The organism is Pseudomonas lyxosi, from assembly GCF_047758685.1.
GTDB classification, from domain to species: Bacteria; Pseudomonadota; Gammaproteobacteria; order Pseudomonadales; family Pseudomonadaceae; genus Aquipseudomonas; species Aquipseudomonas lyxosi.
The window spans coordinates 1,956,030-1,973,678 of the sequence record NZ_CP180481.1; the positions used below are offsets into that span (position 1 = coordinate 1,956,030).

At 58.5% G+C, this 17,649-nt stretch carries 12 protein-coding genes; 7 read left to right on the top strand and 5 right to left on the bottom strand.

Translation table 11 applies throughout. The features are described 5' to 3' along the window. Positions 1-80: 80 nt before the first annotated feature. The 5 genes from ACMXYI_RS09155 (at position 81) to ACMXYI_RS09175 (ending at position 3,101) form a co-directional block, all read left to right on the top strand. On the top strand, positions 81-497 hold the full coding sequence (locus tag ACMXYI_RS09155) for a hypothetical protein (protein ID WP_415772934.1): 417 nt from the start codon (positions 81-83) through the stop codon (positions 495-497). After that, positions 497-913, top strand: coding sequence for a hypothetical protein (locus tag ACMXYI_RS09160; RefSeq protein WP_415772936.1), 417 nt, complete (start codon positions 497-499; stop codon positions 911-913). Before ACMXYI_RS09155 ends, ACMXYI_RS09160 begins: the two co-directional genes overlap by 1 nt. 88 nt (positions 914-1,001) lie before the next feature. Beyond that, positions 1,002-1,310, top strand: a complete 309-nt coding sequence (locus ACMXYI_RS09165) for a contact-dependent growth inhibition system immunity protein (RefSeq protein ID WP_415772937.1) — start codon at positions 1,002-1,004, stop codon at positions 1,308-1,310. Positions 1,311-1,658: 348 nt separating this feature from the next. Next, positions 1,659-1,976 carry a hypothetical protein gene (locus ACMXYI_RS09170; protein WP_415772939.1) on the top strand — a complete coding sequence of 106 codons (318 nt, stop codon included), beginning with the start codon at positions 1,659-1,661 and terminating at the stop codon, positions 1,974-1,976. A 285-nt stretch (positions 1,977-2,261) separates the two neighbouring features. Continuing rightward, positions 2,262-3,101, top strand: coding sequence for a 23S rRNA (adenine(2030)-N(6))-methyltransferase RlmJ (locus ACMXYI_RS09175; protein ID WP_415772941.1), 840 nt, complete (start codon positions 2,262-2,264; stop codon positions 3,099-3,101). Positions 3,102-3,229: 128 nt separating this feature from the next. On the opposite strand, the gene msrA is transcribed toward ACMXYI_RS09175, so the two are convergent. The 5 genes from msrA to aceE all read right to left on the bottom strand — a co-directional run bounded on the left by msrA (position 3,230) and on the right by aceE (position 13,240). Beyond that, a complete protein-coding gene (gene msrA, locus ACMXYI_RS09180) occupies positions 3,230-3,877 on the bottom strand; it encodes a peptide-methionine (S)-S-oxide reductase MsrA (RefSeq protein WP_223526220.1) in 648 nt (215 codons plus the stop codon). A 69-nt stretch (positions 3,878-3,946) separates the two neighbouring features. Further along, positions 3,947-6,640 carry a putative bifunctional diguanylate cyclase/phosphodiesterase gene (locus ACMXYI_RS09185; RefSeq protein ID WP_415772943.1) on the bottom strand — a complete coding sequence of 898 codons (2,694 nt, stop codon included), beginning with the start codon at positions 6,638-6,640 and terminating at the stop codon, positions 3,947-3,949. Positions 6,641-6,927: 287 nt separating this feature from the next. Then, positions 6,928-8,322 carry an alkaline phosphatase D family protein gene (locus ACMXYI_RS09190; RefSeq protein WP_415772945.1) on the bottom strand — a complete coding sequence of 465 codons (1,395 nt, stop codon included), beginning with the start codon at positions 8,320-8,322 and terminating at the stop codon, positions 6,928-6,930. Between the two features lie 281 nt (positions 8,323-8,603). Further along, entirely contained in the window at positions 8,604-10,583 is a 1,980-nt protein-coding gene (gene aceF / locus ACMXYI_RS09195; RefSeq protein ID WP_415772947.1) for a dihydrolipoyllysine-residue acetyltransferase, read from the bottom strand. Between the two features lie 11 nt (positions 10,584-10,594). After that, positions 10,595-13,240 (bottom strand): pyruvate dehydrogenase (acetyl-transferring), homodimeric type, encoded by a 2,646-nt coding sequence (gene aceE, locus ACMXYI_RS09200; protein ID WP_415772949.1) that lies wholly within the window; start codon positions 13,238-13,240, stop codon positions 10,595-10,597. A gap of 383 nt (positions 13,241-13,623) precedes the next feature. On the opposite strand from aceE, the gene glnE reads away from it, so the two are divergent. Both glnE and waaF read left to right on the top strand, forming a co-directional pair. Then, complete coding sequence (glnE, locus tag ACMXYI_RS09205; protein ID WP_415772951.1) at positions 13,624-16,563, top strand: bifunctional [glutamate--ammonia ligase]-adenylyl-L-tyrosine phosphorylase/[glutamate--ammonia-ligase] adenylyltransferase; 2,940 nt, start codon at positions 13,624-13,626, stop codon at positions 16,561-16,563. A 51-nt stretch (positions 16,564-16,614) separates the two neighbouring features. Beyond that, positions 16,615-17,649, top strand: coding sequence for a lipopolysaccharide heptosyltransferase II (waaF, locus tag ACMXYI_RS09210; protein WP_033055457.1), 1,035 nt, complete (start codon positions 16,615-16,617; stop codon positions 17,647-17,649).

A 17,649-nucleotide genomic window follows, 5' to 3' on the forward strand; every position in this document is an offset into this window, starting at 1 on the left:
AAATTCGTCCACGTTTTGTCCGTATTTTGCTTTACATTTTTAGTGTTTTATTGTGCTCTGTTATGATCGGTGTTTGAAGAATGACGTTATTAATAGCTATTAGAAAATGGATTGCTATAGTGCGAGCTATGTATAAAAGTCGGGCAGATAGTTCATGTGCTGCTGCTCAGAAAAAAACCACTAGCTGCGAACTTTATGGTGAAAGAAAGAGGTGGAGAGCCGTTCCAAGCTCTAAATTTATAAGTTATAGCGCGCAGCTGAATGCTTATAATGAAGCGATGACAAGGGAAACTAGAAAAATGTCTCGTTTTACTGGAGAGGATAGTAAAGGAAATTTGGTAGTAAGAATGGAGGCTGAAAATGTAGGCCAGGGATATGAGCCTAATCCTTTAGACCCAGAAAATCCGCGTTTCATTCCGCAGATGAATGCCTTTGAGATGAAGTTTGACTTCGAGACATTACAGCCTTTGGCGCTTTATCCAATAGAGAAAATCTAATGCTGATGCATCCATATCTGAATGTTCAATATAATCCAAGCTTAGGACATTTTCTCGGCGGGTTCGATATATATGATCGCGAGGAGAGTCTTGGGGTTGAGTTGTCGTCGTACGATCCTGAGTGTCCTTCAGATAGAGGATTTTTGATATCTCGGTTTATTGTCAAGCGCTTCGCTGCGTTGAGTTATCGGCACAAGTTTGTTTTGTTTTTTGTGTTGGGAGAGGCTCTTGATGGTGACTCGAGTGTTTTTTCTGAGGTTTTGGAACATGATCCGATGTCACCCTCCTTGCTCCCTCCTGGGTGGAATGAAATGAAAAATCCGAGGGCGTTTTTTGCAGATGTGTACCTCAAGTTATCCGAGGCGTGGGTTGATGATCTATATAAAGCGAGCCAGGAGGACTGTTCTACTTGGTGAGGGCTAGTATTTCCATGAGGGAGGGATGCCGATATCGATGTGAGGAGAATGCATAAAGCTGTCCAATTTTTCGCAAGCTTCCAGAGATATGAACACAGAGTTTCCTGAGTTACACGATTTTTTTGGGGCTTATTTTCATCAAGATTGGGCAGTCGAGCATGATACCGCTGAGCAGGTGATTGATGCTTTTTTAGCCGACTCCGATCCTGATGATCTATTGGTGGTGCAGCATGAGCTCAATATTTTGCTTAGCCAGCGAAAAGACGAGTTTGTGTTACGAGATTACTTGCTGAAAGAGTTGAGCTGTTATTACTGCTATTGGCATGCATGGGAATCAGGTGAGCTTTGGCTACGCCATATTGCTGATAGACTGGCTAGTCGACTTGATCACACATGATGGCAACGGCTGCGAAATTTCTGGGCAAGATCGTCGGAAGTTTCCTTCAATCCGCGGCGGTTTCCATGAACTGGTGTGAAATGGTCTCCACCGATAGTCTCTGGTGGTCACTGAAAACTCAGTGGCGGGGTGTAGGAACCCTTCAAGACTAGAGAGGACGCTTCGGCGTCGACACCTGAATTGCGGCCATCAACATGCGTCCGTAAGATCAGTTGCGGCGGCTGTGCGCGGGCACGCTTCGGTGTGGTCGAGTTCTCTGGTCTCGATATTCCTACCCCGCGTATAGCTGCCACCCAAGCCTGTAGGAAGGCCGATGGTAGCGACCATTTACTACCAGAGGTTTCAAAAATGAAAAGTCTTCACCCCGATCCACCCTACGAAAAACCAACCCCCCATCCCCAAAGCCGCTTCATGGCGCTCACCAGCAATTGCGACGACATGCCAACCCTGTTCGTCGACGCCCAAGCGCCGCTGGATGTTTTGTATGACGCTGCCAGCTACCGAATTCGCGCCGTCACCCAAGTGATGGAGAACTTGTCCATGCGCGGTTCGATCGAGTGTCAGTCCTTCATTCTTAGTGATTTTGCTTTGCTCTGTGCCATTCCGTTGCGGGATGGGTGTGATGTGCTGGATGTGTTAGGGCGACAATTGAAGGCTCGGCCTTAGGAGTAACGCCGGACGCTATCCCTGATGCGATTCAGTCAAACAACTTTGGCTGAGTCGCACGAGTTGTAGCAGCTGGCGAAGCCTGCGTCCGGCTGCGCAGCAGTCGTAAAATCAGCACTCGCGATTTTTCAGACACACCGTGCAAGCAGGGTTTACGACTGCTGCGCAGCCGGACGCAGGCTTCGCCAGCTGCTACAGGTTGTGTGGCAGCTTGCCCGCTCGGCTGTGAGGTCCTGACGTTCGCCGCCGTACAAGGTAAACTTCCCGCCCTTCGCAGGAGCAGCCATGAATTATCGTCACGCCTTCCATGCCGGCAATCACGCCGATGTGTTCAAACACCTGACTTTGACCCGCATCATCGCTTTGATGTCGCGCAAGGAGCAGCCGTTTGCCTATCTCGACACTCACGCCGGCATTGGTCTGTATGACCTGCAGGGTGATCAGGCGAGCCGTACCGGTGAGTACCTGGAAGGTATTGCGCGTTTGTGGGATCAGCCGGATCTGCCGGCGTTGACCGCTGATTACATGAAGGTGCTGCACGACATGAACCCGGATGGCCAGTTGCGCTATTACCCGGGGTCGCCGGAGTTGGCGCGGCGTCTGACGCGGCCGCAGGATCGGGTGATGCTCAACGAGAAACACCCGCAAGACGGTGTGTTGCTCAAGGACAACATGGCGGGCGACCGTCGGGTGAAGGTGCATCTGGGTGAAGGCTGGCATGTGCCGCGTGCGATGTTGCCGGTGCAGGAGAAGCGAGCGGTGATGTTGATTGATCCGCCGTTCGAGCAGCTAGATGAGATGCAGCGCTGCGCGGCGTCTCTGAAAGAGGCGATTGGCCGGATGCGCCAAACCGTGGCGGCGATCTGGTATCCGGTGAAGGACCAGCGCATGTTGCGTCGTTTTTATCAGGACCTGGCGGGTACAGGTGCGCCGAAGTTGTTGCGCGTCGAGTTGCTGGTGCATCCGTTGGATACGCCGAACAGTCTGAATGGCTCGGGGTTGGCGATTGCGAATCCGCCGTGGGGGCTGGAAGAGGAATTGCGTGAGTTGCTGCCGTGGTTGTCCAAGAAGTTGGGGCAGACCCAAGGTGGCTGGCAGATGGATTGGTTGATTGCCGAGAGTTGATGCCTGATCGATCGTTCCCACGCTCCGCGTGGGAATGCAGCCCGGGACGCTCCGCGTCCCTGCCGAAGCGGACGCGGAGCGTCCATTGAGGCATTCCCACGCAGAGCGTGGGAACGATCAGTGTGGTGTCAGATCGGGCAAGTCACGCCTGTACCGCCAATCCCGCAATACCCTTCAGGGTTCTTGGCCAGGTACTGCTGGTGATAAGCCTCGGCAAAGAAGAACGTCGGGGCTTCGTCGATTTCAGTCGTGATGGTGCCTTTGCCAGCCTTGGTCAACTCGGCCTGGAACACTTGCTCGCTGTGCTTGGCGGCAGCCAACTGAGTCGGGTTGGTGGCGTAGATCACCGAACGGTACTGCGTGCCGATGTCATTGCCCTGGCGCATGCCCTGAGTCGGGTTGTGCAGTTCCCAGAACATCTTCAGCAGCTCTTCGTAGCTGACTTTTGCCGGCTCGTAGACCACCAGTACCACTTCGCTGTGGCCGGTCAGGCCCGAGCAGACTTCTTCATACGTCGGGTTCGGCGTAAAGCCGCCGGCGTAACCCACCGCCGTACTGACCACGCCTTCGCGCTGCCAGAACTTGCGCTCTGCGCCCCAGAAGCAGCCGAGGCCGAAGATCGCGAAATCCACGTCCATCGCGAACGGGCCCAGCAGCGGGGCGTCGTGGACGAAGTGTTTTTCCGGCACGGTCATTGGGGTTTCACGGCCAGGCAGAGCTTGTTCTTTAGTCGGGAGCACGTTTTTGTTCACCAGAATTTCCGAGCGCAAGACCATGATCAGTCCCCTCAGTCAGGTTGAATGTAAATTGTCAGACACGCAGTTTGCCCGAGTGTCACGCCGCTGTCAGGCGATCGGGCCACGCGGATAGCGCTTGAGCTTTTCGATCAGCTCTACGCCGGGGATCGGTCGATCAAACAGGTAACCCTGGCCAACGTCGCAGCGGTGACGGCGCAGGAACGCCAACTGCTCGGCGGTTTCGATGCCTTCAGCCACGACCTTGAGTTTCAGGTTGTGGGCCATGGCGATCACCGCGGAGGTGATTTCCATGTCGTCCTGGTTGTCCGGGATTTCGTGGATGAAGCTTCGATCAATCTTAATGATGTCGATCGGGAATTTTTTCAAGTAACTGAGCGACGAGTAACCGGTGCCGAAGTCATCCATGGCCAGGGTCAGGCCCAGGCGCTTGAGCTGGTCGAGCTGCAAGTGGGTGTCTTCGGTGGCTTCCAGCAGCAGGCCTTCGGTGAGTTCGAGTTCCAGCAGGTTTGCCGGCAGCGCTTCTTCTTTGAGGATGTTGGCGATGGACGACACCAGGTCCGGATCGGAGAACTGCTTGGGCGACAGGTTGATTGCCACCTGAAGATTGCCCAGGCCGGCGGCGGTCAGGTCTTTGCTCATGCGGCAGGCCTGGCGGGCGATCCATTTGCCGATGGGGATGATCAGGCCGGTTTCTTCGGCGACGCTGATGAACTGGTCCGGGCGGATCATGCCTTTTTCCGGATGGTTCCAGCGCAGCAGCGCTTCCATTCCCAACAGACGACCGCTGCGCAGGCAGAGCTTGGGCTGGTAGAACACATCCAGCTCGTTCTGGGTCAGGGCGCGGCGCAGGTTGTTTTCGACGAACAGTTTGTAGCTGGCTTCGGCGTTCAGCGCTTCGGTGAACACTTGGACCTGGTGTTTGCCGTTTGCCTTGGCCTTGTGCAGCGCGAGGCCGGCGTTGCGCATCAGGGTTTGCGGATCGCGACCGTGCAACGGTGCGCAGGCCAGGCCCACGGAGCCGGTGACGCTGATCAGTTGGTTGTCGACGAACATCGGTTTGTCGAGGGTCGCCAGCAATTGATTGGCAATCTGTTGGCCCGCACGCAGATCGGTGTCGTCCAGCAGCACGGCGAATTCGTTACTGGCGAACCGCGCCAGACTGCCGCTCGGGCTCAGGCTGTTGCGCAGGCGTCGGGCCAGGCTGATCAGCAGTTTGTCACCGGTCTGGTGGCCGAGGCTGTCGTTGATCCGCTTGAAGTTGTCGATGTCCACCAGCAACAAGCTGATCGGGGTATCGCTGTCTCGGGCGAAACGTTCGTCGAGGTTGCGGATGAAGGCCGGGCGGTTGCCGAGGTTGGTCAGGTTATCGGTGTAAGCCAGTCGTTCGATGCGCTGCTGAGCGAGCTTGGTCTGGGTGATGTCTTCGTAAATGCCGATGTAATGCGTCAGCTCGCGGTTGTCGCCGTAGACCTTGGAAATCGACAACTGGCCCCAGTAGGGTTCGAGGTTTTTGCGGCGGCTTTTGAACTCACCCTGCCAGCTGTTGCTCTTGGCCAGTGCCGAGTGCGCGTCGAATAACAGTTCGCTGAGATTTTCCAGTGCCGGCAGTTCTGACAGCCGCTGGCCGTGGACTTCTTCGGTGGTGTATTGGGTGATCGCCGTGAAGCTCGGGTTGACGTATTCCACCACGCCATCGCAATTGACCAGCAAAAAGGCGTTGGCGCTTTGCTCGACCGCACGCTGGAACAGGTGCAGGGCGCTGGTGGCGGTGCGGCGGTTGTGGTTGTTGATGACTTGGGCAAACTGATCCGCCAGCTCACCGGCGAAAGCAATTTCGTCCGATTGCCAGGCGCGGGTCGTACCGGTCTGTTCCAGGCAGAGTACGCCGACCACTTGGCCATCGACGCGGATGCTGGCGTCGAGCATCGCATTCACATCGCGTGGGCGCAGGTGTTCGGCCATTTCCCGGGTGCGCGGGTCGCGCATGGCGTTTTGAGCATCGATGGCACGGCCGGTGTGCAAGGCTTCCACGTAGTCGGGGAAGTTGCTGACGTCGATCGGCTCCGGCAGCAGGTATTCCTGGCTGGAACGGTGATAGGCCGAAATCGGCACGAGCAGTGAACCTTCGAGATTCCACAGGCTGGCGCAGTCGATTTCGTAAATGTCACAGGCACTGCGAGCGATCAGTTCGGCGGCTTCTTGCAGGGAGTTGTTGCTGCTGTAGCGCTGGCGGGTCAGCAGCAGGATCAAGTCTTGCTGGGCGCGCACCCGGTCCAGGTGCAGAAGCTGTTCCTGCTGGGCGCGCTGATTGAGTTCCAGGGCGATTTGCAGGCGAGAGTTCTGGGTTTCGAGGTCCAGGGCCGGCAGCAGTTGCTCGCCCTCGAACAGGTCGTCGACCACCAGCAGGTAGCCGCGCAGCAGGTGTCGATTGTGTTGTTTGTAGGCTTCGCCCAGTTCCAGCAGGTTCAAGGAGCCGGCGGCGGTGTGCAGGGTATAGCGGATCAGGTAATGCGGGCTTTCGGTGAGTTGCTGCTGAACCACATCATGCAGCTGATAGCGCGCTTCGGGCTCCATCAGGCTGGCGTAGGGCGAGCCGACCAGAGCGCAGAGCTCCACAGCCGGCAGGCCGAACTGTCGTTCGCAATTAGGATCGAGAAACAGCAGCGCCCAGCTCGCTTCATTCAGCCGTTCGAAACGAAGCATGCCGAGCCGCGAGGGCACAGGCAACTGCGTCACTACCTCGGCCACCATACGGCTGGCGGCATCGGGTTGGCTCTTCATATGGAGGGAAACTCGCTTCGAATAGGCTGATCGCGCCGGGCTCTCGCCCTCTTTACTGTTACCTGCGGCAAGGTTGCATCATTGCGACACTGACTGACAAGAGACATGAAGGCCAAGTGCTATAAGAATATGTCGGCCGGCGGCAGGATTTCTCCAATGGATGGCTAAAAGTAATCGTTTGGAGTCCTGTGGCGAGCGAGCTTGCTCGCGCTGGGCTGCGCAGCGGCCCAAATCTTGTGAGCGCTGCGCACTCAAGCGGGAGCAAGCTCCCTCGCCAGAGGTTTGGTTTAACGCAAAGGAATGCCTACCGATTGCAGCAGCTTGCCGTCCCGGTCGTGATAACTGACACGAACCTGTTCGGCATCGACGATCAGATGGGCAAAGTTGTCCTGGCTGACCACCTGGCTGGTCAGTTCGTGCTGGTAGTCGCCGGCGGCTGTTCGCGCCAATGGTTGATCGAGGATGAAGGTGGAGGCCTTGGCGTACGGCAGCAGTTTGCTGTTGCACAAGGGGGAGGAGACGATGGTGTGCACCTCGAAGTCCGGGTCTTCGCCGTGGGTCAGACGACTCGTCAAAGAGCCATGGACATCGCCGGAAACGAAGAAGACGTTCTTGATGCGGTGTGTACGAATAGTCTCCAGCAGCCGCAGACGCTGTTCGGGAAAGGCCTTCCACGCGTCATCGCCAAGGGCTTTGCGGTCGGGGTAGAACATCACGCTGGTGACCACGAATTTGACCCTGGCCGGGCTGTGAATCAACCATTTGCACAAGGCCTGTTCCTGCTTTTCGTCGAGGATGCGTCGATCATTGGCCGACAGGTTGCGTCGGGTTCGACTGTCGGTGACAAACCATTCGATATCGCCTTCGGCGAATTGATACCAATACTGTTCCAGTTTTCTATTTACTTGCCCGCTGGCAAGAAGTTCATGCGCCGGGCTATGACTGGCTTGATACAATTCATACGCCGCGATGGCGTTTTTGTATAAATAGGTGTCGGCCTTACTTTCGTTGGCGGGCCAGTTGTCTTCAATTTCGTGATCGTCGAGGATCATGTAAGTCGGCACGCCGGACATTAACTTTGCAATATTGGGTTGGGAAAAAGCTGCGCGGTACTTACTGAGTATTTCCTTGTATTCCCGGTCGGGAGCAATGACGTTCAGGTCATCGACATAGATTTGATCGCCGGTCATCAACATGGCGCTGATGGGTGGTTCGGCCTGCTGTGCCAGATTCGTGATCGAGGCGAAAATCCTGTCCCCCAGATGCGGCGCAGACGGGATGCCAGCAGTCATGCGCAGGTAACGGCATGAACCGACGATATAGGCCCGTGGAATCGTGGCTTTGCTGGACTGCGTGCGAAACCGGTAGATATCCCGCGGCCATTGCAGCGGCAGTTCCTGAACCGTTTCCACGGTGTGCACCGGGCTCATGGGGCTGAACCAGCCTGCCTGGTATTCGTACTCGGTATCGGCGGCAAGGTCGTTGAGTGCAATGACATCGGACATATCATGCAAGATCGTCAACTTTGCAAATACACCTTGGGACCAGCGCTCTTCGCCAGGTCGGCGATAACGAACGCCCGCAAATACAGGTGCATTAGTTTGAAGTTTGCCGCGCAAGAAGATACGTGCATGATTAGTTGTGGTATGGCCAATAATAGGGCCGACAGTCGGTTTGAACATGTTCGAATCCATTCGAAGTAATGCTAACTAAGCAAAATAAGTTGATAAGAGTTGTGGCGACAACTAGTTGAAATAAGCTTAGTTATTGGTTCGCAAAAAATATCGAGCAGAAGTGGATTGGAGTTGTGGGCGACGTAAGCCGCAAACGTAGGAAAAGGGTGTCGCGTGGCTTTCTTCCAGGCAAAAAAAGCCCCGCCAAACTGGCGGGGTTGAGGTACGAGCGTGGCGCTCGGAAAACGTGGAACGCGACGGGCCCTCCGGTGAAGGAGGGCCGATCGGTGTTACAGCAGGATGGTGCGGATGTCCGCCAGCAGATCGCTCAGACGCTTGGTGAAGCGTGCAGCAGCGGCGCCGTTGATCACACGGTGATCGTAGGACAGCGACAGTGGCAGCATCAGTTTCGGCTGGAAGGCTTTGCCGTCCCAGACTGGCTGGATGGTTGCCTTGGAAACACCGAGGATCGCCACTTCCGGCGCGTTTACGATCGGCGTGAAGCCGGTGCCGCCAATGTGGCCGAGGCTGGAAATAGTGAAGCAGGCGCCTTGCATGTCGTCAGCGGTGAGCTTTTTGTCGCGGGCTTTGGCGGCCAGCACAGCGGCTTCGGCTGCCAGTTGCAGCAGGCTCTTCTGATCGACGTTCTTGATGACCGGTACCAGCAGGCCTTCAGGGGTGTCGACGGCGAAGCCGATGTTCACGTACTTCTTGCGGATGATCGCCTTGCCGCTTGGTGCCAGCGAACTGTTGAAGTCCGGCAGTTCCTTGAGCAGGTGCGCGCAGGATTTGAGCAGCAGCGGCAGGATGGTCAGCTTGACGCCAGCCTTCTCTGCAACGGCTTTCTGAGCGATACGGAACGCTTCCAGGTCGGTGATATCAGCCGAATCGAACTGAGTCACGTGCGGAATGTTCAGCCAGCTGCGATGCAGGCTCGACGCGCCGATTTGCATCAGGCGGGTCATCGGCACTTCTTCGGTTTCACCGAAGCGGCTGAAGTCCACAACCGGAATCGGCGGGATGCCCGCGCCGCCGGTTGCGCCTGCAGCGGCGGCCGGTGCTTCCTTGGCCTTCTGCATCATGGCTTTGACGTAAACCTGCACGTCTTCTTTCAGCACACGACCGTGCGGGCCGCTTGGGCTGACCGCGCTCAACTCGACGCCGAACTCACGGGCCAGTTGGCGTACAGCCGGGCCAGCGTGAACCTTGGCGCCCGGTTTGGCCGGTGCAGCAGCCGGTGCGGCCGGTGCCGGAGCAGCGGCTGCAGGAGCAGCTTCAGCCTTGGCAGCCGCAGGTGCTGGTGCAGCAGCGGCCGGAGCCGGAGCAGCAGGCGCAGCACCTTTGACTTTCAGCTTCAGGATCAGGTCGCCGGTACCGACTTCGTCATCCAGCTTGATGGAAACGCTTTCCACCACGCCAGCGGCAGGCGATGGAATTTCCATGCTCGCCTTGTCGGATTCCAGGGTGATCAGCGACTGATCGGCTTCAACGGTATCGCCGGCCTTGACCAGGACTTCGATGATCTTGGCCTTGCCTGCCGAACCGATGTCCGGGACATGAATGTCCTGAACACTGTCGGCAACCGGTGCAGCCGGGGCCGCAGCGGCTGGCGCTGGAGCAGCGGCAGCAGGTGCCGCCGCCTGAGTTGGCGCGGCCGCAGCCGGTGCCGCAGCACCTGCCACTTCCAGATCCAGAATCAGGTCGCCGGTGCCGACTTCGTCGTTGAGCTTGACGCTGATGGCCTTGACCACGCCAGCGGCGGGCGAAGGGATTTCCATGCTGGCCTTGTCGGATTCCAGGGTGATCAGCGACTGATCAGCCTCGACGGTGTCGCCGACCTTGACCTGGATCTCGATGATCTGGGCCTTGCCCGACGAACCGATGTCCGGCACGTGCACTTGCTGAACCGAAGCGGCAGCAGGCGCGGCAGCTGGCGCTGGAGCAGCGGCGGCAGGAGCAGCAGCCGGTTTCGCTTCAGCCTTGGCTGCTGGCGCAGCGGCAGCCGCAGGGGGCGGTGCAGAGGCCGGGGCAGCGGCACCTTCGACTTCCAGCTCCAGCAGTTCGTCGCCTTCTTTCAGGCGATCGCCCAGTTTCACTTTGATGCTTTTGACGATGCCGGCCTTTGGCGCAGGAATTTCCATGCTCGCCTTGTCCGACTCAAGCGTCAGGATGCTCTGGTCGGCTTCCACACGGTCGCCGACCTTCACAAATAGTTCGATTACTTCACCTTCACCGCTGCCGATGTCAGGTACGCGAATGAGTTCGCTCACAGAGTGTCTCCTCAGCAGTCCAGTGGGTTGCGTTTTTCCGGGTTGATCCCGAACTTGGCGATGGCTTCAGACACCACCTTAGGCTCGATATCACCACGGTCAGCCAAGGCTTCCAGGGCTGCCAACACCACGAAATGACGGTCGACTTCGAAGAAGTGACGCAGCTTCTTGCGGCTGTCACTGCGGCCGAAACCGTCGGTGCCCAGGACTTTGAATTCCTTGGACGGGACCCACTGACGAATTTGCTCAGCGAACAGCTTCATGTAGTCGGTAGATGCGATGACCGGACCTTGACGGCCGTTCAGGCACTCTTCGACATAGCTCAGTTTAGGCTTCTGGCCCGGGTGCAGACGGTTGCTGCGCTCTACGGCCAGGCCGTCGCGACGCAGTTCGTTGAAGCTGGTAACGCTCCACACGTCAGCGCCGACGTTGAACTGTTCACGCAGGATTTTCGCCGCTTCGCGAACTTCGCGCAGGATGGTGCCGGAGCCCATCAGCTGAACGTGGTGCGCCGCTTCGCGGGTGTCTTCCTCGAGCAGGTACATGCCCTTGATGATGCCTTCCTCAACACCGGCCGGCATGGCTGGCTGCTGGTAGGACTCGTTCATCACGGTGATGTAGTAGAAAACGTCCTGCTGCTGTTCGGTCATCTTCTTCATGCCGTCCTGGATGATCACCGCCAGCTCGTAGCCGTAGGTTGGATCAAAGGTGCGGCAGTTCGGGATGGTGGCAGCCAGGATGTGGCTGTGACCGTCTTCGTGTTGCAGGCCTTCGCCGTTCAGCGTGGTCCGCCCGGCGGTGCCGCCGATCAGGAAGCCACGGGTACGGCTGTCGCCAGCGGCCCAGGCGAGGTCGCCGATACGCTGGAAGCCGAACATCGAGTAGAAGATGTAGAACGGCAGCATTGGCTGGTTGTGGCTGGAGTACGAAGTACCGGCAGCGATGAAGGAGCTCATGGCGCCCGCTTCGTTGATGCCTTCTTCGAGGATCTGGCCCTTCTTGTCTTCTTTGTAGAACATCACCTGGTCTTTATCGACTGGCTCGTAGAGCTGGCCGACGGACGAGTAGATGCCCAACTGACGGAACATGCCTTCCATACCGAAGGTACGGGCTTCGTCCGGGATGATCGGAACGATGCGCGAACCGATTTCCTTGTCCTTGACCAGCTGCGCGAGGATCCGCACGAAGGCCATGGTGGTAGAGATTTCACGGTCGCCCGAGCCGTCCAGGATTGCCTTGAGGGTATCCAGCGGTGGCGTCGGGATGTCGAAGCTTTTGGCACGGCGCTGTGGCACGAAACCGCCCAGTGCAGTGCGGCGCTCGCTCAGGTAACGGGCTTCAGCGCTGTTTGGTTCCGGTTTGAAGAACGGCAGGTTTTCCAGTTCTTCGTCACGGACCGGAATGTCGAAACGATCGCGGAACAGCTTCAGGCTTTCAACATCAACTTTCTTGGTGTTGTGCGCAGTGTTCTTCGCTTCGCCGGCACCGGTGCCATAACCTTTGATGGTCTTGGCCAGGATGACGGTCGGTTGTTCTTTGTGGTTGACCGCTTCGTGGTACGCCGCGTAGACCTTGTACGGGTCGTGACCGCCACGGTTGAGTTTCCAGATCTCGTCGTCGGACAAGTCTTCAACCATCGCCTTGAGTTCTGGCGAGTTGAAGAAGTGTTCACGTACGAACGCGCCGTCTTTGGCTTTGTAGTTCTGGTATTCGCCGTCGATGACTTCGTCCATGCGGCGTTGCAGGATACCGTCGACGTCTTTGGCCAGCAGTGGGTCCCAGAAACGGCCCCAGATGACTTTGGTCACGTTCCACTGAGCACCGCGGAACACGCCTTCGAGCTCCTGGATGATCTTGCCGTTGCCGCGTACCGGGCCATCAAGGCGCTGCAGGTTGCAGTTAATAACGAAGATCAGGTTGTCGAGCTTCTCGCGGCCAGCCAGCGAGATCGCGCCCAGGGATTCCGGCTCGTCGCACTCGCCGTCGCCCAGGAAGCACCAGACTTTTTGCTTGCCTTCAGGGATAAAGCCACGGGCTTCCAGGTACTTCATGAAGCGTGCCTGGTAGATCGCCTGGATCGGGCCCAGACCCATGGATACGGTCGGGAACTGCCAGAAATCAGGCATCAGCCAAGGGTGCGGGTAGGACGACAGGCCCTGACCGTCCACTTCCTGGCGGAAGTTGTTCATCTGGTCTTCGGTGATGCGGCCTTCCATGAACGCACGGGCGTAAACGCCTGGCGAGGTGTGACCCTGGAAGTAGATCAGGTCGCCGCCGTGTTCGTCGGTCGGGGCCTGGAAGAAATAGTTGAAGCCGATGTCGTACAGGGTTGCGCTGGAGGCGAAGCTGGAGATGTGACCGCCCAGGTCAGAATCTTTCAGGTTCGTACGCATCACCATGGCCATCGCGTTCCAGCGTACCAACGAGCGAATGCGGCGTTCCATGAACAGGTCGCCAGGCATGCGTGCTTCGTGGGTAACGGGGATCGTGTTGCGGTATGGCGTGGTGATGGCGTAAGGCAATTGCGAACCGCTACGGGTTGCGAGTTCGCCCATACGGGTCATCAGATAGTGAGCGCGGTCTTCGCCTTCTTTGTCGAGAACCGATTCCAGGGCGTCCAGCCATTCCTGGGTTTCGACGGGATCGAGGTCTTGCATGGCTTGCTCCAGGGCGGAAAGGCTTCCAGAATCGGTTGCCTGAGTTTGCGACTGGCCTTGTGGGCAGACGATATAAATTCTTGGATTGCCGAGAGGTTGTTCCGGCGGCGTGTAGTTTTACTACAAATCTTCGGGCATTTCAGCCTTTCGAATGTATATACGAGTAGTAAAACTACAGATGAGCGGCTTGTGGCCTCCAGCTGCGTTGTGAGAATAATCGTTAAGGTTGGTCTTTTGCCAACCAGAAAAGGTGAAAGCTTGATGCTGTCTGCCAAAAATAAAGAAATTTCAGCTATTTCTAACCTTTGTTCGACAGTCGATCACGTAGTGCATTCTCGCGAATCACTACATGCAGCCCTCTACACGCCGATCAAGGATAGACCATGAGCCTCCCTTCGCTTGCCGAACTGCCTGGCATCCTTCTGCCGTTTGTCACCCGCGCCGAGCAGTCGTTCCGTGCGGCCGTCGCGGTGCTTCCCGACGACCATGGCCTGGCCGGCTGGACGCCTGAACGCTGGGCACAATTTGCCCGCGTCACCGCTGCCAGCGACTTCGTGATTGAACAAAGTGTCCGTGACCCATTGATGTTGCTGGAGCTGGTGCAGTCCGGTGAGCTGGACCGAAGTTTTGCGCCCGGCGAGCTATGCGCACAAATTGCGGCAGCGGCGAGTGCAGCGGAAACCGACGATGAGCTCGGTCGCGCCCTGCGTCGTCAACGCACCCGTCATCAAGTGCGGATCATCTGGCGCGACCTGACGCGTCAGTGCGATCTGATCCAGACCTGCCGCGACCTCTCGGACATGGCCGATGCCAGCATCGATCAGGCCTATCAGTGGTTGTACTCGCGGCATTGCCAGCAGTTCGGCGTGCCGACTGGCCGGCGCAGCGGCGAGCCGCAGCAAATGGTCATTCTTGGCATGGGCAAGCTCGGTGCGGTGGAGCTCAACCTGTCGTCGGACATCGACCTGATCTTCGCCTATCCCGAAGGTGGCGAAACCGTCGGGGTCAAACGCTCGCTGGATAACCAGGAATTTTTCATTCGTCTCGGCCAGCGCCTGATCAAGGCCCTGGACCCGATGACCGTCGACGGTTTCGTGTTCCGCGTCGACATGCGCCTGCGGCCTTATGGGGCGGCCGGCGCATTGGTGTTGAGCTTCAACGCGCTGGAGCAGTATTACCAGGACCAGGGCCGTGACTGGGAACGCTACGCGATGATCAAGTCGCGGGTGGTGGCCGGCGATCAGGTGGCTGGCGCGCAACTGCAAGAGATGCTGCGCCCGTTCGTTTACCGGCGTTACCTCGATTTCTCGGCGATCGAAGCGCTGCGCACCATGAAGCAGCTGATTCAGCAGGAAGTCCGGCGCAAGGGCATGGCCGACAACATCAAGCTCGGCTCCGGCGGCATTCGTGAAGTCGAATTTATCGCCCAGGCATTCCAGCTGATCCACGGCGGCCGCGACCTGAGCTTGCAGCAACGTCCTCTATTAAAAGTACTGAGCACGCTGGAAGGTCAGGGTTATCTGCCGCCAGCGGTGATCAGCGAACTGCGCGAAGGCTACGAATTCCTGCGTTACACCGAGCACGCGATCCAGGCGATTGCCGACCGCCAGACCCAGATGCTGCCGGACGGTGAGCAGGATCAGGCGCGCATTGCCTTTATGTTGGGTTTTGACGATTGGGCGGCTTTCCATGAGCGGCTGATGTATTGGCGCGATCGCGTGGCGTGGCACTTCGGTCAGGTGATCGCCGATCCCGACGAAGAGGAAGGCACCGAAAGCGAAGTGGTGGTCGGCGGCGAATGGCTGCCGTTGTGGGAAGAGGCTCAGGACGAAGAGGCCGCTTGCCGCCAGTTGGAAGAGGGCGGCTTCGTCGATGCCACCAAGGCCCTGAAAGCGTTGGCCGGTTTGCGCAGCAGCCCGCAGCTGCGGGCGATGCAGCGCTTGGGGCGCGAGCGCCTCGATGCCTTTATTCCGCGGTTGTTGGCTCAGTCTGTCGAACACGCCAATCCGGATCTGGTGCTGGAAAGGGTTTTGCCACTGGTGGAAGCCGTGGCCCGTCGTTCCGCGTATCTGGTGTTGCTGACCGAGAATCCCGGCGCGCTGCGACGTTTGTTGACCTTGTGCGCCGCGAGCCCGTGGATCGCTGAACAGATCACTCGCTTCCCGCTGCTGCTCGACGAATTGCTCAACGAAGGTCGGCTGTTCAAGCCGCCACTGGCGCCGGAACTGGCCGCCGAGTTGCGCGAGCGTTTGACGCGGATTCCCGAAGACGACCTCGAACAACAGATGGAAGCCCTGCGGCATTTCAAACTGGCGCACCGCTTACGGGTCGCCGCTTCGGAAATCGCCGGCAGCCTGCCGTTGATGAAGGTCAGCGATTACCTGACCTGGCTCGCCGAAGCGATTCTCGAACAAGTGCTGGCCCTGGCCTGGCGTCAGACCGTGGCCAAGTACGGCACGCCGCTGCGTACCGACGGCACTTTGTGCGATCCCGGCTTCATCATTGTCGGTTACGGGAAAGTCGGCGGTCTGGAACTGGGGCATGGTTCGGACCTGGACCTGGTGTTCATCCACGATGGCGACCCGCAGGCGGAAACCGACGGGCCGAAACCTATCGACGGTGCGCAATTTTTCACCCGGCTGGGGCAGCGGATCATTCACTTGCTCACGGCTCAGACCAACTCCGGTCAGCTGTATGAAGTGGACATGCGTCTGCGGCCGTCCGGCGCGTCGGGGTTGCTGGTGAGTTCGCTCGGTGCGTTTGCCCGGTATCAGGAAAATGAAGCCTGGACCTGGGAACATCAGGCGCTGGTGCGGGCGCGGGTGTTGGTGGGTAGTCCGGACGTCGGCCAGGCGTTCGAGAAAGTCCGCGCGGCGGTATTGGGCAAGCCGCGGGACCTGGCGATATTGCGCCAGGAGGTCAGCGAGATGCGCGCCAAAATGCGCGATAACCTTGGCAGCAAGAGCACCGCGGCGGGCACTGGGGCAAATGCCTTCGAGGCCACGGCGCCGTTCGATCTCAAGCAGGACGCCGGAGGTATCGTCGATATCGAATTTATGGTGCAATACGCGGCCTTGGCGTGGTCCGAATCGCACCCGCCATTGCTGCGCTGGACTGACAATATTCGCATTCTGGAAGGGCTGGAGGAGGAAGGGCTGATGCCCGCCGAAGACGCCAGCCTGTTGCGCGAGGCCTATAAAGCCTACCGTTCCGCCGCTCACCGGCAGGCCTTGCAGAAGGACGCCGGAGTGATACCGGGCGACCAGTTCGTGGACGAACGGCGGCAGGTAGTGCGGATCTGGCGCGAGCTGGGGCTAAGCTGATTCTCGAGACGGGGAGGCATAAGGCCTCCCCGGCTCGTTTATGGAAACCACATGAAAATTCTGATCGTTGGGCCCAGTTGGGTCGGTGACATGGTGATGGCGCAGACACTGTTTCAGTGTCTCAAGCAGCGCCACCCGCAATGCGAAATCGACGTGCTGGCCCCCGAGTGGAGCCGGCCGATTCTTGAGCGCATGCCCGAAGTACGCCAGGCCTTGAGCTTTCCGCTCGGTCACGGCGCTTTGGAGCTGGCGACGCGTCGGCGCATCGGCAAATCCCTGGCCGGCCAGTACGACCAGGCGATCCTGCTGCCCAATTCCCTGAAGTCGGCATTGGTGCCGTTCTTTGCCGGCATCCCGAAACGTACCGGCTGGCGTGGCGAGTTCCGCTACGGCCTGCTCAATGACGTGCGCACGCTGGATAAAGAACGTTACCCGTTGATGATCGAGCGCTTCATGGCCCTGGCTTACGAGTCCGGTGCCGAGCTGCCGACACCTTATCCACGGCCGAGCCTGCAAATCGACCCGGTCACTCGCGAAGCGGCAATGGCCAAGTTCGGCCTGGCTCTCGACCGCCCGGTGTTGGCGCTGTGCCCCGGTGCCGAGTTCGGTGAGTCCAAGCGCTGGCCGTCCGAGCACTATGCCAAGGTTGCCGAAGCGAAGATCCGCGAAGGCTGGCAAGTCTGGCTGTTCGGTTCGAAAAACGATCACGCTGTCGGCGAAGACATCCGTTCGCGGCTGATTCCCGGTTTGCGTGAAGAGTCGGTGAACCTCAGCGGCGGCACCTCCCTGGCTGAAGCCATCGACCTGATGTCCTGCGCCGACGCGGTGGTGTCCAACGACTCCGGCCTGATGCACGTCGCCGCTGCGCTGAATCGCCCGTTGGTGGCGGTCTACGGCTCGACGTCGCCGGGGTTCACGCCGCCACTGGCCGAGCACGTCGAGATCGTGCGCCTGGGCATCGAATGCAGTCCCTGCTTCGATCGCACGTGCCGCTTCGGTCATTACAACTGCCTGCGCCAGCTCATGCCGCAAGCGGTGAACGAAGCCTTGCAGCGTTTGCAGGGCACTGTGGTCGAGGTCAAATAG